18 protein-coding genes are annotated in these 22,995 nt (G+C 72.9%); 12 read left to right on the top strand and 6 right to left on the bottom strand.

The genetic code is table 11. The features are described 5' to 3' along the window. Positions 1-5: 5 nt before the first annotated feature. Together groL and Pen02_RS22380 are read left to right on the top strand one after the other, a co-directional pair. Entirely contained in the window at positions 6-1,646 is a 1,641-nt protein-coding gene (gene groL, locus Pen02_RS22385; RefSeq protein ID WP_203868040.1) for a chaperonin GroEL, read from the top strand. Between the two features lie 147 nt (positions 1,647-1,793). Beyond that, entirely contained in the window at positions 1,794-3,437 is a 1,644-nt protein-coding gene (locus Pen02_RS22380; protein ID WP_239141095.1) for a molybdopterin-dependent oxidoreductase, read from the top strand. Positions 3,438-3,491: 54 nt separating this feature from the next. Here the strand turns inward: Pen02_RS22380 and Pen02_RS22375 are convergent, their stop codons facing one another. After that, on the bottom strand, positions 3,492-3,878 hold the full coding sequence (locus tag Pen02_RS22375; protein WP_203868039.1) for a WhiB family transcriptional regulator: 387 nt from the start codon (positions 3,876-3,878) through the stop codon (positions 3,492-3,494). Between the two features lie 253 nt (positions 3,879-4,131). Between Pen02_RS22375 and Pen02_RS22370 the strand changes: the two genes are divergently transcribed. Next, positions 4,132-5,163, top strand: coding sequence for a helix-turn-helix domain-containing protein (locus Pen02_RS22370; RefSeq protein ID WP_203868038.1), 1,032 nt, complete (start codon positions 4,132-4,134; stop codon positions 5,161-5,163). A 117-nt stretch (positions 5,164-5,280) separates the two neighbouring features. Here the strand turns inward: Pen02_RS22370 and Pen02_RS22365 are convergent, their stop codons facing one another. After that, complete coding sequence (locus tag Pen02_RS22365; protein ID WP_203868037.1) at positions 5,281-5,700, bottom strand: DUF5319 domain-containing protein; 420 nt, start codon at positions 5,698-5,700, stop codon at positions 5,281-5,283. A gap of 260 nt (positions 5,701-5,960) precedes the next feature. On the opposite strand from Pen02_RS22365, the gene guaB reads away from it, so the two are divergent. The 4 genes from guaB to Pen02_RS22345 all read left to right on the top strand — a co-directional run bounded on the left by guaB (position 5,961) and on the right by Pen02_RS22345 (position 11,750). Further along, on the top strand, positions 5,961-7,523 hold the full coding sequence (gene guaB / locus Pen02_RS22360; protein WP_203868036.1) for an IMP dehydrogenase: 1,563 nt from the start codon (positions 5,961-5,963) through the stop codon (positions 7,521-7,523). 47 nt (positions 7,524-7,570) lie between these two features. Beyond that, positions 7,571-8,689, top strand: a complete 1,119-nt coding sequence (locus Pen02_RS22355; RefSeq protein WP_203868035.1) for a GuaB3 family IMP dehydrogenase-related protein — start codon at positions 7,571-7,573, stop codon at positions 8,687-8,689. Positions 8,690-8,716: 27 nt separating this feature from the next. Further along, positions 8,717-10,135 carry a M1 family metallopeptidase gene (locus tag Pen02_RS22350; protein ID WP_203868034.1) on the top strand — a complete coding sequence of 473 codons (1,419 nt, stop codon included), beginning with the start codon at positions 8,717-8,719 and terminating at the stop codon, positions 10,133-10,135. 148 nt (positions 10,136-10,283) lie between these two features. Continuing rightward, positions 10,284-11,750, top strand: coding sequence for a M1 family metallopeptidase (locus tag Pen02_RS22345; RefSeq protein WP_203868033.1), 1,467 nt, complete (start codon positions 10,284-10,286; stop codon positions 11,748-11,750). A 16-nt stretch (positions 11,751-11,766) separates the two neighbouring features. Here the strand turns inward: Pen02_RS22345 and Pen02_RS22340 are convergent, their stop codons facing one another. Both Pen02_RS22340 and Pen02_RS22335 read right to left on the bottom strand, forming a co-directional pair. Further along, positions 11,767-12,240 carry a barstar family protein gene (locus tag Pen02_RS22340; protein WP_239141092.1) on the bottom strand — a complete coding sequence of 158 codons (474 nt, stop codon included), beginning with the start codon at positions 12,238-12,240 and terminating at the stop codon, positions 11,767-11,769. A gap of 71 nt (positions 12,241-12,311) precedes the next feature. After that, on the bottom strand, positions 12,312-13,406 hold the full coding sequence (locus Pen02_RS22335; protein WP_239141142.1) for an LCP family protein: 1,095 nt from the start codon (positions 13,404-13,406) through the stop codon (positions 12,312-12,314). A gap of 245 nt (positions 13,407-13,651) precedes the next feature. Between Pen02_RS22335 and Pen02_RS22330 the strand changes: the two genes are divergently transcribed. Then, a complete protein-coding gene (locus Pen02_RS22330; protein ID WP_203868031.1) occupies positions 13,652-15,466 on the top strand; it encodes an FAD-dependent oxidoreductase in 1,815 nt (604 codons plus the stop codon). Between the two features lie 180 nt (positions 15,467-15,646). Continuing rightward, positions 15,647-17,200, top strand: a complete 1,554-nt coding sequence (gene guaA, locus Pen02_RS22325) for a glutamine-hydrolyzing GMP synthase (protein WP_203868030.1) — start codon at positions 15,647-15,649, stop codon at positions 17,198-17,200. An 88-nt stretch (positions 17,201-17,288) separates the two neighbouring features. On the opposite strand, the gene Pen02_RS43025 is transcribed toward guaA, so the two are convergent. Then, the gene (locus Pen02_RS43025) at positions 17,289-17,771 is read right to left on the bottom strand and encodes a PspC domain-containing protein (protein ID WP_372445643.1); all 483 of its coding nucleotides are present in this window, start codon (positions 17,769-17,771) and stop codon (positions 17,289-17,291) included. Positions 17,772-17,951: 180 nt separating this feature from the next. On the opposite strand from Pen02_RS43025, the gene Pen02_RS22315 reads away from it, so the two are divergent. From Pen02_RS22315 to Pen02_RS22305, 3 genes are all read left to right on the top strand, one after another. Beyond that, positions 17,952-18,899, top strand: coding sequence for an NUDIX domain-containing protein (locus tag Pen02_RS22315; protein WP_203868029.1), 948 nt, complete (start codon positions 17,952-17,954; stop codon positions 18,897-18,899). Positions 18,900-18,955: 56 nt separating this feature from the next. After that, on the top strand, positions 18,956-19,966 hold the full coding sequence (locus Pen02_RS22310) for an NUDIX hydrolase (protein WP_372445642.1): 1,011 nt from the start codon (positions 18,956-18,958) through the stop codon (positions 19,964-19,966). Positions 19,967-20,327: 361 nt separating this feature from the next. Continuing rightward, positions 20,328-21,257 (top strand): CDP-alcohol phosphatidyltransferase family protein, encoded by a 930-nt coding sequence (locus Pen02_RS22305; protein WP_203868256.1) that lies wholly within the window; start codon positions 20,328-20,330, stop codon positions 21,255-21,257. A 284-nt stretch (positions 21,258-21,541) separates the two neighbouring features. Here the strand turns inward: Pen02_RS22305 and Pen02_RS22300 are convergent, their stop codons facing one another. Next, complete coding sequence (locus tag Pen02_RS22300) at positions 21,542-22,795, bottom strand: phosphatidylserine decarboxylase (RefSeq protein ID WP_203868027.1); 1,254 nt, start codon at positions 22,793-22,795, stop codon at positions 21,542-21,544. Between the last annotated feature and the right edge of the window lie 200 nt (positions 22,796-22,995).

Genomic DNA, 22,995 nt, shown 5'->3' with positions numbered 1-22,995 from the left:
ACACAATGGCGACGATTCTGAGCTTCTCGGATGACGCCCGGCACCTGCTGGAGCACGGTGTCAACACGCTCGCGGACACGGTCAAGGTCACTCTCGGCCCGCGTGGGCGCAACGTCGTCCTGGACAAGAAGTTCGGTGCTCCGACGATCACCAACGACGGCGTGACCATCGCCAAGGAGATCGAGCTCACCAACCCGTACGAGAACCTCGGCGCGCAGCTGGTCAAGGAGGTGGCGACCAAGACCAACGACGTCGCCGGCGACGGGACCACCACCGCCACCGTGCTGGCCCAGGCGATGGTCCGGGAGGGCCTGCGCAACGTCGCCGCCGGTGCCGGCCCGGCCGGGCTGAAGCGCGGCATCGACCTGGCCGCCGAGAAGGTCTCCTCCGCGCTGCTGGAGAAGGCCGTCGAGGTGGGCAGCCGGGAGTCGGTCGCGCACGTGGCGACGATCTCGGCGCAGGACGCCACCATCGGTGACCTGATCGCCGAGGCGATGGAGAAGGTCGGCCGGGACGGTGTGATCACCGTCGAGGAGGGCTCGACCCTGGCCACCGAGCTGGAGGTCACCGAGGGCCTCCAGTTCGACAAGGGCTTCATCTCGCCGAACTTCGTCACGGACACCGAGGCGCAGGAGGCGGTGCTCGACGAGCCGTACATCCTGATCACCACCCAGAAGATCTCCTCGATCGAGGAGCTGCTGCCGCTGCTGGAGAAGGTCCTCCAGACGGCGAAGCCGCTGCTGATCATCGCCGAGGACGTGGAGGGGCAGGCGCTCTCCACCCTGGTCGTCAACGCGATCCGCAAGACCGTCAAGGTCTGCGCGGTGAAGGCGCCCGGCTTCGGCGACCGGCGCAAGGCGATGCTCCAGGACATGGCGATCCTGACCGGTGGCGAGGTGGTCGCCCCCGAGCTGGGCTACAAGCTCGACTCGGTCGGCCTGGAGGTGCTCGGCACCGCCCGGCGCGTGGTGATCGACAAGGACAACACCACCGTGATCGACGGCCGGGGCCGGGACAACGACGTCTCCGAGCGGGTCACCCAGATCCGCAAGGAGATCGAGGCGTCCGACTCCGACTGGGACCGCGAGAAGCTCCAGGAGCGGCTGGCCAAGCTCTCCGGCGGCATCGCGGTGATCAAGGCCGGTGCGGCGACCGAGGTCGAGATGAAGGAGCGCAAGCACCGCATCGAGGACGCCATCGCCGCGACCAAGGCCGCGGTCGAGGAGGGCACCGTACCGGGCGGCGGCGCCGCACTGGTGCAGATCCTCTCCGCGCTCGACGGCGACCTGGGCCTGACCGGTGACGAGAAGGTGGGCGTCTCGATCGTCCGCAAGGCGCTGGTCGAGCCACTGCGGTGGATCGCCCAGAACGCCGGGCACGACGGCTACGTGGTCGTGCAGAAGGTCGCCGAGCAGGGCTGGGGCCACGGCCTCGACGCCGCCACCGGCGAATACAAGGACCTGGTCAAGGCCGGCATCATCGACCCGGTGAAGGTGACCCGCAACGCGGTCACCAACGCGGCGTCGATCGCCGGACTGCTGCTGACCACCGAGAGCCTGGTCGTGGAGAAGCCGGAGAAGGCCGAGCCGGCCGCCGCCGGTGGCCACGGGCACGGCCACGGCCACCAGCACGGTCCGGGCTTCTGACCGACCCGTCGCCGGGTCGGCGGCACGAGCAGGTTCCACCGGGATCCGCGTGAGCGCGGGATTCCGGCGCGGGCGTACCAACGCCGCGCGTCCGGGGTCCCGCTCACGCGGATCTTCGTTTTCCGGCCGTCGGGGCACACTGGTCGGATGGGTGTGATGTCGGGGCCGGACGCGACGGGACCGGTGGCGACGACCGCCGGCCGGTCCGGGGGCGTGCCGGCCGGGTACGGTGCGCTGGCCGGGGTGGCCGCCGCGGCGGTCGCGGTCGGGGTGGCCGAGGCGGTGGCGGTGCTCACCGGGTCGCGGTCCGCACCGCTGGTCGCGGTCGGCGGCGTCGTGGTGGATCTGGCCCCCGCACCGCTGAAACAGTTCGCCGTGGACGTCTTCTACGTCTACGACAAGATCGCCCTGCTGGTCGGCACCGCCGTGCTGCTGGCCGGGTTCGCCGCCCTGGTCGGGCTGGTCGCGGTCCGCTCGCTACCCCTCGGGTACGCCGGGATCGCCGTCTTCGGCGCGGTCGGCGTGGCGGCGGCGCTGACCCGGCCCGGTGCCGGCCCGGTCGCCGCGCTGCCCTCGCTGCTCGGCGCGGTGCTGGCGGCCGGGGTGCTGCGGTGGTTCGTCACCGGCCCGCTCGGCCGGGCACTGGCCGGGCCGATGGACCCGGCCGACGACGCCGGGCAGGAGTCCGGCGCGGTACTGCCGAGCGCCACCGCCCATCCGGACGCGTACGCCCGGCGGCGGTTCCTCACCGGGGTCGGGCTCGCCGTCGGCGGGGCGACCGTCGGCGGCTACGGCGGGCGCTGGCTCTCCACGAGGCGGGGTGTCTCGGACGCCCGGGCGGCGATCCGGTTGCCGGCCCCGGCCAGCCCGGCGGCGCCGCTGCCGGCCGGCGTCGACCCGGCGGTGCCCGGACTCTCGTCGTTCGTCACGCCGAACCGGGACTTCTACCGGATCGACACCGCGCTGGTGGTGCCCCGGGTGGATCCGGACGGCTGGCGGTTGCAGATCACCGGCCGGGTACGGCACCCGCTGACGCTCAGCTATGCCGACCTGCTCGCCCGACCGATGATCGAACGGCACATCACGCTGGCCTGCGTCTCCAACGAGGTCGGCGGCGACCTGATCGGTACCGCCCGCTGGCTCGGCGTACCGCTCGGTCCGCTGCTCGCCGAGGCCGGGCCGCTGGACGGGGCGGACCAGGTGGTGGGCCGGTCGGCGGACGGCTGGACCTGTGGCAGCCCGACGGCGGTGCTCACCGACGGCCGGGACGCGATGCTGGCGGTCGGGATGAACGGCGAACCGCTGCCGCTCGCGCACGGCTTCCCGGTCCGGGTCGTGGTACCCGGCCTGTACGGCTACGTCTCGGCCTGCAAGTGGCTGGTCGAACTGGAACTGACCAGCTTCGCGGACTTCGACGCGTACTGGGTGCCCCGGGGCTGGTCGGCGCGGGGACCGATCAAGACGCAGTCGCGGATCGACACACCCCGGGCGGGTCGGACGCTGCCGGCCGGCGAGGTCGTGGTCGCCGGGGTGGCCTGGGCGCAGCACGTCGGCATCCGGCAGGTGGAGGTACGCGTCGACGACGGCGACTGGCAGCCGGCGACGCTGGCCGCGACGGCGTCGACCGACACCTGGGTGCAGTGGTCCTGGCGGTGGCCGGCCACCCCGGGCGAGCACACCCTGCGGGTACGGGCGACCGACGCGTCCGGTGCGGTGCAGACCGGCCAGGCCCGCCCGGTCGATCCGGACGGCGCCACCGGCTGGCACACGGTCCGGGTCACCGTCACCTGAACAACGCGCCCCCCAGCGGAAAGGTGCTCGCCGGGGGGTTGTCCGTGGGCGGGGTCAGGCCGAGCGCTGGACCGGCACGGTCGACGTCGACCGGAACGGCCGGCCGAGCCGGGCCTCCAGCCGGGCGATGTCCACCCGGCTCTGACGACGGTCGGCGAGATCCTCCCAGCCGACGGCGAGCAGCCGGAGCCGCTCGGACTCGCTGAAGCCGCCCCACACCCCGTACGGCTCGCGTACGGCGAGCGCGTGGGCGGCACATTCGGCCCGCACCGGGCAGGTTCCACAGACCGCCTTGGCGTTGGCCTCCCGGCGGTTGCGGGACGAGCCCCGCTCACCCTCCGGGTGGAAGAACTGGGCACTGTCCCGGCCCCGGCACGCGCCCAGCCGCTGCCACTCCCACAGATCGACGATGGGTCCAGGCAGCCTGCGTACGTTCGACATCAGCACCCTCCTCCCGCGCGGCACCGCGAATATCTGCTCGGTCGGGATCCGGGCGGCGGGCCGCGCAGGCGCACCGTTCCGACCAAGTGTTCCGGTACCCAGGGCCCGGACGGCTCACACGTACTTGATCGCGAACTTCTGGCGGAGAAACGGCCCGGTGGGGCGAATCGTCCAAAAAGTTTGTGGTTCATCCGGGGAAACTCATCATGATCACTGACCGGCGTGGTCTCCTCGTTGCGGAGAGGAGAGCATCGTGCGCACCGTTCTTGTCTGCGTCCGGACCCCGCTCGCGGCCCAGAACGTCGCGGCGGCGGCAGCCCGGCTCGGGTTGGCCGGCGCGGTCCGTACCGCGGTGTCCGACCCGGAGGCCATGCTCCGGCTAGCCGAGCGGCCGGCGGACGTGGTGCTCGCCGACACCGCGCTCACCCGCCCGGACAGCGTGGGATTCACCCGGCGGGTACTGGCCCGGTCGCCCGGAGCGGCGATCCTGCTGCTCGGCGCCGAGGACCCGGGGGTGGCGGCGGCGACCATCGCGGCCGGCGCCCGGGGGCTGATCCAGGGCGGCGACCACGACCTGGTGAGCGTGGTCGCCAAGGCGATCCTGCTGCTCGGCGGCCGGTCCGGTCGGGGCGGTGCGGCGTTGACCGGCGGCGCGTTGGCCGGCGGCCAGGCCGGTGGCCCGGTCGGCACCGGCCGACCCGGTGAGCCCGGCGACGCGGGCAGCCAGCCGGCCGGCCAGCGCCTGGGCAGCGTGCTGCGGGCGCCGACCGGCCCCGGCCGGGACGGCCCGACCGGTGACGGGCCGGGGACCGGCCGCCCGCCGGGAGACGAGCCGGCGGTACGCCGACGCGACGACCCGGAGCCCCGCGCGGGTACCGGCGAGCCGGGCTCGGACCAGCCGGCCGGACCGGCGGTGGTACCGGCCCAGCGCGGGGACGACCCGAACGCGCCGGGTGAACCGGCGCAGACCGGTACCGGAGCGGGCGGGACGGGGACGCAGCCGCCGTACCCGGGGGAGAAGGCCGCCTCGGACGTAGCCGGCACCGAACCGGGGGCCGGCGATCCGGGTCGGCCGGCTCCGGCCCGCCGGCCGGTGCTGACCGAGCGCGAGATGCAGGTGCTGGTCGGGATGGCGGACGGCAAGAGCAACGCGGAGATCGGCCGGGAACTCTTCGTCTCCGAGGACACCGTCAAGACGCACGCCCGGCGGCTGTTCCGCAAGCTCGGCGCCCGGGACCGGGCGCACGCCGTGGCGGCCGGGTTCCGGGCCGGCCTGGTGGCCTGACCGGGTCGGCCCGGTGGTCTGACCGGGTCGGCGCCCACCCTGCGGCGGACGGGCGCATGGACGGGGCAGCTCGACAGTCGGGGATCGACCACCGCTCAGCCAGTGCCGCTCAGCCGCTCAGCGCGGCGACTCCGGCTCGTCCTCGGTCTCGTCGGCGGTCTCGGTCAGGGTGTCGTGCACCCCGTCGGCGTAGCCACGGGCGTATTCCCAGGTGACGTAGTGGTCCGGATCGGGGTCGTAGGCGGGCTCGTGCACCCGGGGCCGGCCCGAGTTGAGCAGGTGCCGCAGGTTGCCCCGGAGCAGGTCCCAGTCGAAGTAGTGCGGCTCGCGGCAGTCCTCGCACTCGATCACGAGGCCGCGTACGCCGACCGGACCCAGCAGCGCCTGGTAGATCTCCAGGTCGGCCAGGTCCTCCAGCACGTCCTGTCGCTCGACCTCGCTGAGCGGGTCGAGGTCGGTCTCCTCACCCGGGTCGTCAAGGCCGGCGGAGGGATCGGCGGGGTCACCGTTGAACGGGTCGATCGGCTCCTCGTGCACCCCTCCACCGTAGTCCCAACACCGCCCGGCGTGGTCACCCGTTGTGGCCTGTACCGCCGCTGTACCCGCGTCCGCGACGCCCGCCCCGGCCGGATGGGTACGATGAACCATCGCGCCGTACCCGGGGCGAACCCTGACACCGCCCTGCCGCCGGGCAGCCTGTCGACCAGCACAGCCGACCGACCCGCGTCGGCGAGGAGTGCGATCGCGTCGGCGGTGATCGTTCATCGACCGTCAACAACAGCAGCAGGGGACACATCGTGGAGAACCGACCCACCAACGACCTTCCGCTGGCCACCGACGCCGACCAGCTCGCCGGGCACCTGCCCGAACTGCCGGCCGGCTCGGCCCGGGTGGTGCCGCTCGGGTTGACCTTCGACGACGTGCTGCTGCAACCCGGCGAGTCCGAGATCATCCCGAGTCGGGTGAACACCATCACCCGGCTCAGCCGCAACGTCGACCTCGCCATCCCGCTGGTCTCCAGCCCGATGGACACGGTCACCGAGGCCCGGATGGCGATCGCGATGGCCCGGCAGGGCGGCATCGGCGTGCTGCACCGCAACCTCTCGATCGAGGACCAGGCGCTCCAGGTCGACCTGGTCAAGCGCTCCGAGGCCGGCATGGTGACCAACCCGGTCACCTGTGGGCCGGACGACACGCTGCGGGACGTGGACGCGCTCTGCGGGCGCTACCGGATCTCCGGCGTACCGGTGACCGACGCCCAGGGCACCCTGGTCGGCATCGTGACCAACCGCGACATGCGGTTCGTCACCGACGGGGGCACCCCGGTCCGCCAGATCATGACCCCGATGCCGCTGATCACCGCGCAGGTCGGGGTGACCAAGGAGGAGGCGCTCGACCTGCTGCGCCGGCACAAGGTCGAGAAGCTGCCGATCGTCGACCCGGACGGCCGGCTGCGCGGCCTGATCACCGTCAAGGACTTCGCCAAGAGCGAGCAGTACCCGCTCGCCACCAAGGACGACGCCGGCCGGCTGCGGGTGGCCGCCGCCGTCGGGGTCGGCGAGGACGCGTACAAGCGGGCCCGGGCGCTGGTCGACGCCGGGGTGGACGTGCTGATCGTGGACACCGCGCACGGGCACCAGCGGGCCGTGCTGGACATGGTCGGCCGGCTGAAGCGGGACACCACGGTCGACGTGATCGGCGGCAACGTGGCGACGTACGCGGGCGCGAAGGCGCTGGTCGAGGCGGGTGCCGACGCGGTCAAGGTCGGGGTCGGGCCGGGCGCCATCTGCACCACCCGGATCGTCGCCGGGGTCGGCGTACCACAGATCACCGCGATCATGGAGGCGGCCCGGGCCGCCCGGCCGGCGGGGGTGCCGGTGATCGCCGACGGCGGCATCCAATACTCGGGCGACATCGCCAAGGCGCTGGTGGCCGGCGGCGACACGGTGATGCTCGGCAGTCTGCTGGCCGGCTCCGAGGAGAGCCCGGGCGAGCTGATGTTCATCAACGGCAAGCAGTTCAAGGCGTACCGGGGGATGGGGTCGCTGGGCGCGATGCAGTCCCGTGGGCAGGCCCGGTCGTACTCCAAGGACCGCTACTTCCAGGACGACGTGGCCAGCGAGGAGAAGCTGGTACCGGAGGGCGTCGAGGGTCAGGTGCCCTACCGGGGCCCGCTGGCCCGGGTCGCCCACCAGCTCGTCGGCGGGCTGCGGCTGGCGATGGGGTACGTCGGCGCGGAGACCATCCCCGAGCTGCACCGCCGGGGCCAGCTCATCCGGATCACCGCGGCCGGGCTCAAGGAGAGCCACCCGCACGACATCCAGATGACTGTCGAGGCGCCGAACTACCACACCCGCTGACGGTCACCGCCTCCCCCGCAAACCCCCTTCTACTCTGGAGTGACCCCATGCGTGACGTGGTCGAGATCGGGCTGGGCAAGACCGCACAGCGCGGCTACCACCTGGACGACATCGCGATCGTGCCGAGCCGGCGTACCCGGGACGTGGACGACGTCTCCACGGCCTGGCAGCTCGACGCGTACCAGTTCGGGATCCCCTGCGTGGGGCACCCGTCGGACGCCACCATGAGCCCGGACTCGGCGATCGCCCTGGGCCGGCACGGCGGGCTCGGGGTGCTGAACGTCGAGGGCCTGTGGACCCGCTACGAGGACCCGGCCAAGATCCTGGAGGAGCTGTCCCGGCTGGAGGAGGGCTCCGCCGCCACCCGCCGCCTCCAGGAGGTGTACGCCGAGCCGATCCGTCCCGAGCTGATCGCCGAGCGGGTCCGGCAGATGCGGGCCGGCGGCTCCACGGTCGCCGTCCGGGTCTCCCCGCAGCACACTCTGGCGCTGGCCCCGGTGATCCTGGACGCCGGGGTGGACATCCTGTTCATCCAGGGCACCATCGTCTCGGCCGAGCACGTCTCCACCACCGACGAGCCGCTGAACCTCAAGGAGTTCATCGCCGACCTCGACCTGCCGGTCGTCGCCGGCGGCGTCACGGACTACAAGACCGCGCTGCACCTCATGCGCACCGGCGCGGCCGGGGTGATCGTCGGGCTCGGCGGCGACGAGTGGTCGACCACCGAGTCGGTGCTCGGCATCCGGGTGCCGATGGCCAGCGCGATCGCCGACGCGGCGGCGGCCCGGCGGGACTACCTCGACGAGACCGGTGGCCGGTACGTGCACCTGATCGCCGACGGCGACCTACAGACCTCGGGCGACATCGCCAAGGCCCTCGGCTGCGGCGCCGACGCGGTGATGCTCGGCGAGCCGCTGTCGCTCTGCGCCGAGGCACCGGCCGGCGGCGCCTGGTGGCACCCGGCGGCCAGCCACCCGAAGCTGCCGCGCGGCGCCTACGGGGTGGCCGACGAGCCGCTCGGCTCGATGGAGAAGCTGCTCTACGGGCCGTCGGACGACCCGGAGGGGCAACTCAACCTGTTCGGCGGGCTGCGCCGGGCGATGGCCAAGTGCGGCTACCGGGACCTGAAGGAGTTCCAGAAGGTCGGGCTCGTCCTCGACCGGTAGCCGCCACCGTTTGGCGGTGGAGGGGTGATGACCAGGTCGGGGCGGCCGGTGCTGGCCGGCGTACTGGTGGCGCTGCTGGTGGCGCTGCCCACCGCCGGCTGCACCGGGAGCCGGCGGGACGACCCGCCGGCCGGCGGGTTCCGCCCCGGCGCACCCGGGCTCGGCGACCCGTACTTCCCGACCTCCGGCAACGGCGGCTACGACGTCGCCAGCTACCACCTCCAGGTCAGGTACGACCCGGCCACCGACGAGCTGACCGGCGACGCCACCATCGAGGCGACCGCCACCCAGGACCTGTCCCGGTTCAACCTCGACCTCGTCGGGCTGACCGTGCGGTCGGTGCAGGTCGACGGCGCCGACGCCGAGCACGGCCGGACCGACGACGAACTGGTCGTCACCCCGGCCACCGGGCTGGGCAAGGGCAAGCGGTTCGGGGTACGGGTGCGGTATTCCGGCAAGCCGGCCGCGGTCACCAGCGCCGACCTGGGCACTGGTGGCCTGCTGCACACCTCGGACGGCGCGATCGCGCTCGGCCAGCCGGAGTCGGCGAGCACCTGGTTTCCGGTCAACGACCATCCGCTCGACAAGGCGACGTACCGGATCGAGGCGACCGTTCCGGCGGGGCTGGCGGCGCTGAGCAACGGCGTACCGGACGGCAGCAGTGCCGCCGCCGGATGGACCACCTGGCGCTGGGCGGAACCGGTCCCGATGGCGAGTTACCTGACCACCCTGGTGATCGGGAAATACCGGGTGAGCACCGGTACGCACGCCGGCAAGCCGCTGGTCACCGCGATCTCGGCGAGCCTGCCGGTGGGCGGGCCGGCCGAGCGGTCGCTGGCCCGTACCGGTCAGATCGCCGACTTCCTGGCCACCCGGTTCGGCCCGTACCCGTTCGAGGCGTACGGCGGGATCGCGGTCGCCGACAGCCGGATCGGGTACGCCCTGGAGACCCAGTCCCGACCGGTGTACGGACCGGCGTTCTTCACCACCGGCCCGGACCTGGAGGTGGTGGCGCACGAGCTGGCGCACCAGTGGTTCGGGGACAGCGTCTCGATCCGGCGCTGGAGCGACCTCTGGCTCAACGAGGGCTTCGCCAGCTACGCCGAGTGGCTCTGGACGGAGCACGACGGCGGCCCGTCGGTGCAGGCCAGCTTCGAGCGGGAGTACGCCGACACCGACTGGGCGGAGCCGGCGTTGAACCCGGGCCGGCCGGAGATCTTCAGCCGGGCGGTCTACCTGCGCGGTGCGCTGGCCGTGCACGCGCTGCGGCGTACGGTCGGCGACGAGACGTTCTTCCGGATCCTGACGAGCTGGACGGCGGAGAAGCGGAACGGCAACGCGAGCACCGCCGATCTGGTCGCGCACGCCGAACGGGTCTCCGGCCGGCAGTTGGACGACCTCTTCGCCGCCTGGCTCTCCGGCACCACCGCGCCGCCCCTGCCCTGAGCTGCGGGCGACGGATCCCCGACCGGTAAGATCATCGTCCGATGTGGCGTCGGACGTCGCCGTCGGAAACCACGTGGCGTCGGACGTCGCCATCGGGAACCATGTGGCGTCGGATGTTGCCATCGGAACCAGCGGGGGAATGGTGGGGATGACGACGAGGCGTCGGCAGTACCGGATTGTGCTCGGCATGGTCGTGGTCGGCACGCTCGGGTTGACCGGTTGCCAGGACGGGGCCGGGAAGCCGGCGGCGACGGCCGGCCCGACGCCCTCGGCCACGCCGAGCCGCGACTTCCAGCCGGGCGCGGACGGCGTCGGTGACGCCTACTTCCCGAAATACGGCAACGCCGGCTACGACGTCGACCGGTACGACGTCAAGGTCCGGTACGACCCGAAGACCGACCAGCTCACCGGCACGACGACGGTGTCGGCGAGCGCCACCGCCGACCTGGCCCGGTTCAACCTCGACCTGGCCGGCCTCACCGTTCGCTCGGTCACCGTCGACGGCACGCCCGCGACGCACACCCGGCAGGGCAACGAACTGGTGGTCACCCCGGGCGCAGGGCTGCCGACCGGCACCCGGTTCAGCGCCGTGATCGGGTACGACGGCAAGCCCGCACCGCTGCGCAACAAGGATCTCGGCGACGGCGGTTTCCTGCACACCTCGGACGGCGCGATCGCGCTCGGCCAGCCCGAGTCGGCGAGTACCTGGTTTCCGGTGAACGACCACCCGGTGGACAAGGCGACGTACAGCTTCGAGATCGCCGTGCCGACCGGGCTGGTGGCGATCAGCAACGGCACCCCGGGCGGCAGTACCGCCGACGCCGGCTGGACCACCTGGAAGTGGTCCGAGAGCACGCCGATGGCCAGTTACCTGAGCACGCTGGTGATCGGCAAATACCGGGTGAAGACCGGCACCCACAAGGGACGGCCGGTCTACACGGCGGTGGCGGAGTCGGTGCGCAGGGGTGCCGCCGACACGGCCATGGCCAGCACCACCAAGGTCGCCGACTACCTGGAGACGGTCTTCGGCCCGTACCCGGTCGAGGCGTACGGCGGGGTGGTGATCGCGGACGACCGGATCCGGTACGCCCTGGAAACCCAGAGCCGGCCCGTCTACGCCTCCGTCTTCTTCGGCCCGAACGCCCGCAACCAGGTCGTCGCGCACGAGATGGCCCACCAGTGGTTCGGCAACAGCGTGGCGCTGAAGAGCTGGCAGGACATCTGGCTCAACGAGGGCTTCGCCACCTACGCCGAGTGGCTCTGGGCGGAGCACTCCGGCGGGCAGCGGGCCCAGCAGGCGTTCGACCTGCGCTACCAGCAGATGGAGCAGTCGGTCTGGAAGCTTCCGCCGGGCAAGCCGGGCGCGAAGAACATCTTCAGCGAGTCGGTGTACCAGCGCGGCGGGATGACGCTGCACGCGCTCCGGGTCACCGTCGGCGACGCCCCGTTCTTCAAGATCCTGCAAACCTGGGCGGCGGAGAAGAAGGACGCCAACGCCAGTACCGACGAGTTCGTGGCGCTGGCCGAGCGGATTTCCGGCCAGCAGTTGGACGCCCTCTTCGACGCCTGGCTCTACGGCACCAAGCGCCCGGCCCAGCCCAAGCGGGCCGGATAGGGATCCCGAACCAGGTTCAGCGCAGTTCGACCGTTACGCCGCGCTGGCGCAGCGCCGCGAGCAGGTGGTTCAGCGGCACCGCCCGGGGATGCCGCTGGTCGTGCCCGGGCAGGAGATACTGCCGGGCCACGTCGGCGTCGTGCCAGACGAGCCGGAACGGGGTCGCCGCGCCCCACCGGCCGCGCAGGCAGTCGACAAGCGCGTCCAGGTTCCAGCCGAAGTACCCGCCGGGACCGTTGACCGCCTCGCCGACGGCGCAGTAGAAACCCTCCACGTCGGTGACGTGCCGGCCGTCGAGGTGGTAGGTGCGGCCCGGCCGCCGGTCCGGACGCCCGCCCCGATGGTGTGCCAGCGCGGCGCCGGACCACTGGTGCCGCAGTTCCCGGTCGTACGGCGCCCAGAGGTTGGTCACCGTCGGCCGGCCGTCCTGCCACCGCTGCCACAGCTGTCGGGCCCCGGCGGGCAGCGGACCGGTGAAGCCGTCGTGCACGGTGCCGGCGTACCCGTCGACCGGCCAGCGCGGTTCCGGGTCTCCCTGACCCGGGGTCCCGCCCGGGCCGGTCAGTTCTTCACCACCAGTTTCGGATTGGCCGCCAGGTACGCGTCGGCCCGACCGGCGCGCAGTTCGGTGATGAACTTCCGGCCGACCGAGGTGAGCTGTTCACCCCGGTAGCCGCTGCCCCGGCCCACGCCGCTGCCCGGCAGCGCGACCAGGGTCATCTGCTCCGGGCGGAGCCGGCTCAGCGCGTACCCGAAGTCGACGACGTCGTTGCCGTTGCCGGCGACGAAGGTCAGCGCGTCGCCGAGCGACCGCACCACCTGCCGAAGCCGCTCGGCGTCCCGGGCCAGGTCCTGACTGAGGATCTTCGTCAGCATCGCCTTGATGAGCTGCTGCTGGTGCCGCTGCCGGGTGTACGCGCCACCGGCGGTGTACCGCTGCCGGGCGTAGTCCAGCGCCTGCCAGCCGTTCAGTTTCCGGTTGCCCTTCTCGTAGACCATCTGCGGCCCGACGTAGCCGCCGCCGCGCAGCGCCCGGTGCGTACCGTCCGGTTCCCGGTGCTGCGAGGCCACCCGCTGGTCGACGTAGAGGTCCACCCCGCCGAGCGCGTCGACGAGTTCGTCGAAGCCGCCGAAGGTGAGCACCGCGCCCGCGTCGAACCGCTTGATCCCGGTGTACGCGCTCACCGTCGTCGAGAGCAGTTGGAACCCCTGTGCCGTACTCGGCCGCTTGTTCTTCCCCGGCACCCGGCTGCCGTAGCTCATCGCGTGGGTGAGCTTCGTCCGCTCGCCGGGGAAGTTCGCCTTCGGGAACTTCGGGATGTCGACCACCAGGTCGCGGGGGAGCGCGAACAGGTAGGCCCGGTCGAGTTCCCTGGTGACGTGCAGGATCAGTACCGCGTCGGCGTGCGGCTCCCAGTCCGGCTTGCTGACCCGGGTGTCGACGCCGACCAGCAGCAGGTTGAGCGGTCCCCTGATGTCGGCACCGGGTTCCGGGGTCGGGCTCGGGGTGGGCGTCGGCGCAACCGTGGTCGGTGCCGGGGTGCTGGGCCGGGCCGCCGGAGCCGGATCGGTGCCACCGCCCCAGAACCGGTTCGCCGCGTACGCCGTGCCGGCCAGCAGCACCGCCACCGCGACGACGGCGGCGATCCAGACGATCCGTCGCCGTCGGGCGCTGCCGCCGGCCGGTGCCGGTCCGTCGCCGTTTCCGGGTACGCCGGTAGCGTTTCCCCCGTGGTCTGCCACGCGTCCACTTCCCCTCGGCCGTGCGGTCTGCCAGGACCGGCCGTTATTTCAGACGCCCCGTCGGCCCGCCGACGTTGCACCGCCCGAGCGCGGCAGCAGGAAATGATGGCGTAGTTCCGGCCTGGTGCGGTAGCTACCGGTCGGTAATGATGGTCAACATGGGGCAAACCGCCGGCAGCGCTCCGACCGACCGCACCAACTCCGACGCCGAGACCGGTGCCGACGTCGACGTCGAGACTGACGCCGCGAGCGACGTCGACGTTGATGTCGTGGTGATCGGGTCCGGTTTCGGCGGCAGCGTGGCGGCACTGCGTCTGGTCGAGAAGGGGTACTCGGTCGCCGTGCTGGAGGCGGGGCGGCGGTTCGCCGACCACGAACTGCCGAAGACCTCCTGGCGGATCCGCCGGTTCCTCTGGGCTCCCGCGCTGCGCTGCTACGGCATCCAGCGCCTCACCCTGCTCCGGTCCGCCGGCCGGCGATCCGCCGCCGGTACGGCACCGGCGAAGGTACTGGTGCTCTCCGGTGCGGGTGTCGGCGGCGGTTCACTGGTCTACGCCAACACCCTCTACGAGCCGCCGGCCGCGTTCTACGCCGATCCACAGTGGAAAGATGTCACCGACTGGCAGGCCGAACTCGCCCCGCACTACGACCAGGCGAAGCGGATGCTCGGCGTCACGACGTACCCGAAGGAGACCGGCGCGGACCGGGCGATGCGTGCGGTCGCCGACGAGATGGGGGTCGGACACACCTTCCACGCCACCCCGGTCGGCGTCTACCTGGGCCGGCCGGGGGAACGGGTCGCCGATCCCTACTTCGGCGGGGTCGGCCCGGCGCGCACCGGCTGCCTGCACTGCGGCGCCTGCATGACCGGCTGCCGGCACGGCGCCAAGAACAGCCTGGTCAAGAACTACCTCTGGCTGGCCGAACGGCTCGGCGCCGAGGTCCACCCGCTGACCACGGCGACCGCGGTCCGCCCGGCGCCGTCGGGCACCGGCTACGAGGTCGAGACGGTACGCACCGGCGCCTGGCCACTCCGGCACCGGCAACGGATCCGGGCCGGTCAGGTGGTCTTCGCGGCCGGTGCGTTGCAGACCCAGCGGCTGCTGCACCGGATGCGCGCCGCCGGGGCGCTGCCGCACCTGTCACCCCGGCTCGGCGCGCTGACCCGGACCAACTCCGAGGCGATCCTCGGCGCCACGGTGCCACTGCGGGCCGCCCGGCGGGCCGGCGTCGACTTCACCGACGGCGTGGCGATCACCAGCTCGTTCCACCCCGACCCGGCGACCCACGTCGAGCCGGTCCGGTACGGCCGGGGCGCCAACCTGATGGGACTGCTCCAGTCGGCCCTGGTCGACGGCGGCCCGCACCGGGTCCGGCGCTGGCTCGGCACCCTGGCCCGCCGGCCGCTGACCTACCTGCCGCTGCTCTCGGTCCGGGACTGGTCCCGGCGTACGGTCATCGCGCTGGTCATGCAGTCGCTGGACAACTCGCTGACCGTGCACTACCACCGTGGCCGGTTCGGCCGGCACCGGCTGGCCACCACCGCCGGCCACGGTGCGGCCAACCCCACCTGGATCCCGGCGGGCAACCGGGCGGTACGGCTGCTCGCCGAGCGGATCGGCGGCGTACCCGGCGGCTCGGTGACGGAGCCGTTCGACATGCCGGTCACGGCTCATTTGCTCGGCGGGGCGGTGATCGGAGCCACTCCGGCTGACGGGGTGGTCGACGCCTATCAGCGCGTCTTCGGGCATCCGGGGCTGCACGTGGTGGACGGGGCGGCGGTCTCGGCCAACCTCGGGGTGAACCCGTCGCTGACCATCGCCGCCCAGGCGGAGCGGGCACTCTCGTACTGGCCGAACCGGGGTGACCCGGATCCCCGGCCTTCGCTCGGCGCGGGGTACAGCCGGATTGCGCCGGTTCCGCCCCGGTCTCCGGCGGTGCCCTCGGACGCGTCCGCCGCGCTGCGTTGGTGATCCACCCACGGCCTCGCGCTGATCACCCGGGCCAACCAGGTCGGGGTCGGGGGCCGGATCGCCCGCGTCGGGATCAAGCCTGACCGCCCAGAGCGGGTGATCCGGCCCCCGACCCCACCGCACACCCGACGGACCCGGCGGTTTCCGGGTGCCCGGTGGCGCTGGGTAGGCTTCGTACACATGAACACGCCGCGCCCGGTCCTGGTGGTGGACTTCGGAGCCCAGTACGCCCAGCTCATCGCCCGCCGTGTCCGGGAGGCCCGGGTCTACTCGGAGATCGTCCCGCACTCGATGCCGGTGTCCGAGATGCTGGCCAGGGATCCGGCCGCGATCATCCTCTCCGGCGGCCCGGCCAGCGTCTACGCGCCGGGCGCCCCGCAGGTGGACCCGAAGCTCTTCGACAGCGGAGTGCCGGTCTTCGGCATCTGCTACGGCTTCCAGGCGATGGCCCGGGCCCTCGGCGGCACGGTGGCGCACACCGGCGGCCGGGAGTACGGCGGCACCACCCTGCGGGCCCGGTCCGACGCGACCACCCTGCTCCGCGACCTGCCGACCGAGTTGTCGGTCTGGATGAGCCACGGTGACTGTGTGACGGAGGCGCCGGCCGGGTTCACCGTGACCGCCGAGTCGCCCGGGGCGCCGGTGGCGGCCTTCGAGGACCTGGCCGGTCGTCGGGTCGGCACCCAGTTCCACCCGGAGGTGGGGCACACCGAGCACGGCCAGCGGATGCTGGAGCGGTTCCTCTACGACGTCGCCGGGATCGAGCCGACCTGGACCCCGGAGAACATCATCGAGGACCAGATCGCCGAGATCCGGTCCCGGGTCGGCGACCGGGAGGTCATCTGCGGCCTCTCCGGCGGTGTCGACTCGGCGGTGGCCGCCGCGCTGGTGCACAAGGCCGTCGGCGACCAGCTCACCTGCGTCTTCGTCGACCACGGCCTGCTCCGGGCCGGCGAGGCCGAGCAGGTGGAGAAGGACTACGTCGCGGCGACCGGGATCAAGCTGAAGGTGGTCGACGCGGCCGACCGGTTCCTCGGCGCGCTGGCCGGGGTGACCGACCCGGAGCAGAAGCGCAAGATCATCGGCCGGGAGTTCATCCGGGTCTTCGAGGCGGCGGCCCGGGAGGTGGCCGCCAGCGGGGACGTCGAGTTCCTGGTGCAGGGCACCCTCTACCCCGACGTGGTGGAGTCCGGCGGCGGCACCGGTACCGCCAACATCAAGTCGCACCACAACGTCGGCGGCCTGCCGGAGGACCTGAAGTTCTCCCTGGTCGAGCCGCTGCGCACGCTCTTCAAGGACGAGGTACGCCAGCTCGGCCTGGCGCTGGGCCTGCCCGAGGCGATGGTCTGGCGGCACCCGTTCCCCGGCCCGGGGCTGGCGATCCGGATCATCGGGGCGGTGGACCGGCAGCGGCTCGACCTGCTCCGGGAGGCCGATCTGATCGCCCGGGAGGAACTCACCGCCGCCGGTCTCGACCGGGACGTCTGGCAGTTCCCGGTGGTACTGCTGGCCGACGTACGCAGTGTCGGGGTGCAGGGGGACGGACGCAGTTACGGGCACCCGGTGGTGCTCCGGCCGGTGTCCAGCTCCGACGCCATGACGGCGGACTGGTCCCGCCTGCCGTACGACGTCATCGCCCGGATCTCCACCCGGATCACCAACGAGGTTGCCGAGGTCAACCGGGTGGTGCTCGACGTGACGAGCAAGCCGCCGGGCACCATCGAGTGGGAGTGATCCCGGTTCACGTCGCATGGCGCGGGCTCGACGTTCGCGTCGGGTAGCGCCGACTCGACGGTCACCTCGGACGGCCGGCACTCGGCGGTCACGCCGGAGGGCGTGGGCTCGGCGGAGTGTCGCCGAGGGTTTCCGTCGGGTCGTCCCCGCCGCCGGGCTGTGCGGGCGGAGTAGCGGCGTCGGTGTATCCGCCGACCGGGCCGGTCGGTGTGGCCGGCGCTGCCGTCGGCGTGGTTGGCGTTCCGGTCGGGGCCGGTGCGGGGTGGGGTGCGGGCCGGGCGCTGGATGTGCCGGTCGGCCAGTTCGGCGGCCAGACCGGGCCGGTGCCGGGCGGGTGCGGCCAGGCCGGCGCGTCGGCCGGCTCCTCCGGCATCAGGAACCACAGCACCGGGTACGCCAGCAGGCCGAGCCCGCCGGTGAAGACCGCGACCGCGGCGAAGACCACCCGGACCAGGGTCGGGTCGACGTTGAAGTAACGGCCGAGTCCGCTGGCCACACCGGCGACCATCCGGTCCGTGGTGGGCCGGCGGAGCTGCTTGTACGGGGGCTGGGTGAGCGGTATCTGCGTCATGCCTCCACGGTCCGCCTTCCTGGCCGCCGCGTCCTCGGTGACCGCCCGGATAGCGACCCTGACCCTCCCCTGACCAGGGCGACCGGTGATCCGGCGGGTCGGGCGACGGGTCGGGGTCAACTGTCAGGAATCCGACTCTTTTCGTGGCCGGGTCGGACGATCAAGGGAGAATTTGGTCCTGTGACCCCCGCGCTGGAACCGATCCGCAAGATCGCCGCGTACGCGATTTGCACCGATTCAACCGATCGGGTGCTTCTGGTCCGGGCCTCCTCCCGGTCCGGGACGCCCGGTGTCTGGTCGCTGCCCGGCGGCGCCGTCGACCACGGCGAGGACCCGAACCACACCGTCGTACGCGAGACCGCTGCCGAAACCGGCCTCTCGGTCTCGGTCGTCGGCCTGCGGGACGTACTCGCCGACATGAGGTCGTTGCCGCACCGTGGCGTGACGATCCACACCGACCGCCTGCTCTACCAGGTCTCCGTCCGGGGCGGGACGCTCTGCGACCGGATCGGCCAGCCGACCGACCTGGCCCGCTGGCACACCGTGGCGGAGGCGGAGAAGCTGCTGCTCCGGCCGTTCACCGCCCGCGCCCTCGGGATGCCGAGCGGGCCGATCGACCTGCGGCCGGACGAGGCGCCGGAGTTCCCGTCCTTCCACGCGGTGCCCGGCCCGGACGGACTGCACCGGGCCCAGCGCTTCGCGGCGTACGCGGTCGCCACCGACCCGGACGGCCGGGTACTGCTGACCCGGGTCGCCGACGGCTACCCCGGCGCCGGCTGCTGGCACCTGCCCGGCGGCGGTACCGACTACGGCGAGCAGCCGGGCGCGGCGCTGATCCGGGAACTGGTCGAGGAGACCGGGCAGCGCGGCCGGCTGATCGAGCTGATCGGGGTGGCGAGCCACCGGGACGCGGCCTCGCTCGGCCCAGAGGGCTACCCGATCGACTGGCACGGCGTACGCGCCTTCTACCGGGTGGTGGTCGACTCACCGGCCCCGCCGACCGTCGGGGACATCGGCGGTTCCACCTCCGAGGCCCGCTGGTTCGGCCGGGAGGAGCTGGAGGCCCTGCCGGTGGACCGGCTGACCGAGGTGACCGCCGAGGCCGTGCAGGCGGCCCGGCTGGGCTGAACACACCCCGATCTCCGACCCGCCCGTGTCGCCGGCCCCTCCGGCCGGCATGATCGATGCGGCGGGAAGGGGGACGGCGGGTGCGACGGCAACGGCGGATCGGGGCGTACGGGCTGTGTCGGGACGGCGAGCGGGTGCTGCTCGCCCGGGGGTCCGCGACCTCGCGCTTCCCCGGCGTCTGGCAACTTCCCGGCGGCGGGGTCGAGCACGGGGAACATCCGAGAGCGGCGCTGCTGCGCGAGTTCGTCGAGGAGACCGGGCTCGCCGTCCGGGTGACCGGGCTGCGGGTGGTACTCGCCGACGTGGTCCGGCTGGCCGACCCGGCGGGGCCGGTGGCCGAGCACACCGACCGGGTGGTCTACGACGTGGTGGCGACCGGCGGCACGCTACGGCCGGAGCGGGACGGTGGCAGTGACGAGGTCGCCTGGATCGCGCCGGAGGAGCTGGCCGGGCTGGTCCTGATGCCGTTCACCGCCGAGCTGCTCGGCCTGCCGGTGCAGCAGTTGCCGGAAGGTGTTCCGCCGGTGGCGGCGGACGTCCTGCCGGTACCGGGCGGCACGGCGGTTCCGGCTGAGGTCGACGGCGGAGCGGGGCCGGTGGCCGGGGTCGACGGTGGGCCGGGGCGGGCGGCGGTGGACCGCCGGCAGCGGTTCGCGGCGTACGGGCTGGCCACCGATCCGGCCGGTCGGGTGCTGCTCGCCCGGATCGCGCCCGGGTTCCCCGGCGCCGGCCGGTGGCACCTGCCCGGCGGCGGTACGGACCACGGGGAGCAGCCGGTCAGCGCACTGCTCCGGGAGTTGGTGGAGGAGACCGGCCAACTCGGCCGGGTGACCGGGCTGCTGCACGTGTCGCACCGGCACAACACCGCCGAGTTCGGTCCGGAGGGCCGACCGCTGGACTGGCACGGCGTACGGGTGATCTACCGGGTCGAGGTCGACGCGCCCACCGAGGCGAAGGTGACGGAGGAGGCGGGCGGCTCGACCGAGACCGCGGCCTGGTTCTCGCCGGCCGAGGCGGCGGAGTTGCCGCGTACCGAGGTGGTGGATACGGCCCTGTCCCTGCTGTAGCGGCCGAACGTGAGAATCTTTCCCTAAACGACGGTTGTGACTGGTTCGGCTAGAGTTGCAGGAGGGCCGGTACCGCGCCCCGGTGGGGGTAGCGTCCCGGATGGGGAGGTCTGGGTGCCTCGGGTGGTTTGCGAGAAATACCCGGCAAGCAGCTATCGCGAATCCCTGCTGTCTGTGCGATGGTGTAGGCCGCAATTGGTTGCCGGCCAACGAGTCCCGGCGCCCGATGGCGCTTGGCGGTTGACCGCCACCGTGGCGGACACATTGATCCGGTGATGGAGGAAACGTGCCGAGAGCCCCATGGCGTCGGCGTCGTACGTCGGACAACCCGCGCCCGGCAGGGCGCCGCTGGGCGGGGCGGCTGCGCCGCAGCGGCACGTTCGCCCGGCAGGTGTTACTGGTCCGGGTGGGACGCCGGGATCACGACCTGGACGGCGCCGAGACCCTCGTGCTGCCGGACCGCCGCTACGGCACCGACACCGCCCCGCTCGACCCGTACGGTGTCGGCCGGCTGACCGCCGCGGAGATCGAGGCGGTCGTCCCGGTGAGCCCGGCGGTCGGGCCCGGCGGACCGGTCGACGCGGCCGGCCCGGCGATGGCGATCCCGCTGCTGCCCGGCGAGCGGACCATGGTGCGCCGGATCAAGTTCGCCGTGGTCAACGCCTGCACCCTGGCCAGCCTGACGCTCGGGCTGCTCGCCATCTTCCAGGCGATGCACGGCGACGTGCGGGTCGCGGCATACTGCTTGATCGCCTGCGTGGCGTTCGACGGGCTCGACGGCGCGCTGGCCCGCAAGATGGGCGTGGCCAGCCCGTTCGGCGCCCAGATGGACTCGCTGGCCGACATGTGCTCGTTCGGCCTGGCCGCCCCGGTGGTGGTCTACGCCTCGCTGGTGGGCTCGGTCTCGACGGCGGCGGCCGGAGTGGCCTGCGCGCTCGTCGCCGCCTGTGCGGCGATCCGGCTCGCCCGGTTCAACGTCTCGCCGAAGGACGGGCGGTTCTTCTGCGGCGTGCCGACCACGATGGCGGCTGCGGTGCTCGCCCTGGCGGTGCTGATCGGCCTGCCGGTCTCCGGCGAGGTGCAGGTGGCCGGCGTGGGCCTGCTCGCCTTCGCCATGGTCTCCAGCTTCCCGTACGCCAAGCTGGCCCGGCTGATCAAGCTGCCGCCGTGGCTGTGGCTGGCCCCGGTGATCGGTGCCCTGATCGACATCCGGCTCACCTTCGCGATCCTGGTGGTCGGTTACCTGGTCAGCGGTCCGCTGCTCTGGCTGCGTCAGCGCCGTACCGCCTGACCGCTCCCGACCGGATCCGACCGCTCCTGACCGCAGCCCGGGTCCAGTCTGCCGGAGCCTGAGGTCGCCGGTGCGGTGAGGGCTTGAGGACACCGGAACACGCGGAGCCGGAGGTTGTCGGTAGACGAGTGTGCCGCAGAGTCACGTCCGTGACTCTGCGGCACGACTGTTTCGGGGAGACGGCGGCCTGGCGTACCCGGGTGACGCCAGGCCCGACGGCGTCGATGCCAGGCCGGCAGCGTCGGCGCCGGTGGCGGGTCGGGCCGGTGTCGGCCGGGGACCGGTCAGCGCCAGCGGGCGATCACCGACGCGCCGCCGATCACCCGCTCGCCCGGACCGACCACCGGCTCGGCCGCGTCGGCCGGCAGGTAGACGTCGGTGCGCGAACCGAACCGGATCAGGCCGAACCGCTCGCCCCGGGCCAGCAGCGACCCGACCGGCGCCCGCTGCACGATCCGCCGGGCGATCAGGCCGGTGCGCTGGGCCACCACCACCGTGCCGTGGTCGGTGTCGAGCACCGTGTACGCGGCCACGTTGTGCTCCGCGTCCGGCTTCATAGCGGCGGCGAAACCCCCGTCGGCGACGAAGTAGTCGACCACCTTGCCGGCCACCGGTGCGCGGTTGACGTGCACGTCCAGCACGGAGAGGAAGACCGCGATCCGGAGGAACTCGCCGTCGCCGAAGCGTTCGTCCCGGAGCCGTTGTACGGAGAGCACCTGACCGTCCGCGGCGGCGACCACGGCGGACTCGTCCTCCGGGATGTCCCGCTCCGGGTCGCGGAAGAACGCGGCCACCGGGCCGGCGGCCAGCGCGGGTACCAGCCAGAGCCGGGACTTCGGCCGACTGATCCGGGTGACGGCGGCCAGTCCCAGCGCGATGCCGGCCGCGGCGACGCCGTTGGAGTCGATGTGCATCCGGCGGGTCAGCGGCACGCTCGACGTGCGGTACGCGGGTGCGAGCCGACTCGCCACCGACACCTCGGCCGGGGTGAACCGGAGCCGGTGTGCCCGGACCGGTGGCTGGTTGACCAGGACGAGATCGCTGCCGACGCCGAACAGCGCGCTCTGCCGTTCGAGTTCGCCGACCGCACCCGAGGCCCGGCCGGGCAGCGCGGGTACCAGCACACTGAGCACGCCCCCGCCGGTCAGGTACTTGGCCAGTCCGTCCAGCGCGGTCCGGGTCTCCTCGGCCGTACCGGCCAGCGGTTCCGCGACGATCACCACGTCGGCCGCGTCCGTCTCGGCCAGCGAGTCGGCGACCCGTACTCGTTGGGCAGTCCACGCACCGAGCGAGGTGACGTGCTCGCGGAGCTGGTCCGCGGCGAGCGCGTCCGCCGGTACGACGGTGAGCACGTCGCCGGGGAGCAGCGCGTCGACGGCGGCGGCGAGTACGGACGAGTCGGTGGTGGCCCCGATCAGCAGGGTGGTCTTCGGACCGTGGTGCCGGGACATCTCGGTGGTGAGGACGCGGGCGGCGCGCTCGCCGACGCGGACCGGACGGCCTGGGCCGGTGGCGCGTACGGCGGGGGACTGGGTCATCTCGGGCGGGCTCCTCGGGAGGTCAGGACGGACGGCTGCCGATACCGGCGCAGGCTACGCGGTGGGGCGATTTCCGGCCGCTGGTACGTGAACGGCCGGCGGAGGCGCAAACCTCCGCCGGCCAGTTTAGGCACGGCCTGACCGAGTCGCACCGATCATGCGGGCCGGTCGTCGTCCCGATCCGGTCCGGCGCCCCCTCC

The sequence above is a fragment of the Plantactinospora endophytica genome, from assembly GCF_016862915.1.
GTDB lineage: Bacteria > Actinomycetota > Actinomycetes > Mycobacteriales > Micromonosporaceae > Plantactinospora > Plantactinospora endophytica.
This window is presented reverse-complemented; position numbering and strand designations above follow the sequence as displayed.

What these genes read in the sequence shown, in the direction of transcription:
- Pen02_RS22300 (WP_203868027.1), bottom strand. Translation starts at nt 22,795, where the DNA reads ATGACCCAGTCCCCCGCCGTACGCGCCACCGGCCCAGGCCGTCCGGTC.
- Pen02_RS22380 (WP_239141095.1), top strand. Translation starts at nt 1,794, where the DNA reads ATGGGTGTGATGTCGGGGCCGGACGCGACGGGACCGGTGGCGACGACC.
- groL (WP_203868040.1), top strand. Translation starts at nt 6, where the DNA reads ATGGCGACGATTCTGAGCTTCTCGGATGACGCCCGGCACCTGCTGGAG.
- Pen02_RS22350 (WP_203868034.1), top strand. Translation starts at nt 8,717, where the DNA reads ATGACCAGGTCGGGGCGGCCGGTGCTGGCCGGCGTACTGGTGGCGCTG.
- Pen02_RS22355 (WP_203868035.1), top strand. Translation starts at nt 7,571, where the DNA reads ATGCGTGACGTGGTCGAGATCGGGCTGGGCAAGACCGCACAGCGCGGC.
- Pen02_RS22310 (WP_372445642.1), top strand. Translation starts at nt 18,956, where the DNA reads ATGCGGCGGGAAGGGGGACGGCGGGTGCGACGGCAACGGCGGATCGGG.
- Pen02_RS22345 (WP_203868033.1), top strand. Translation starts at nt 10,284, where the DNA reads ATGACGACGAGGCGTCGGCAGTACCGGATTGTGCTCGGCATGGTCGTG.
- Pen02_RS43025 (WP_372445643.1), bottom strand. Translation starts at nt 17,771, where the DNA reads ATGACGCAGATACCGCTCACCCAGCCCCCGTACAAGCAGCTCCGCCGG.
- Pen02_RS22375 (WP_203868039.1), bottom strand. Translation starts at nt 3,878, where the DNA reads ATGTCGAACGTACGCAGGCTGCCTGGACCCATCGTCGATCTGTGGGAG.
- Pen02_RS22330 (WP_203868031.1), top strand. Translation starts at nt 13,652, where the DNA reads ATGGGGCAAACCGCCGGCAGCGCTCCGACCGACCGCACCAACTCCGAC.
- guaA (WP_203868030.1), top strand. Translation starts at nt 15,647, where the DNA reads ATGAACACGCCGCGCCCGGTCCTGGTGGTGGACTTCGGAGCCCAGTAC.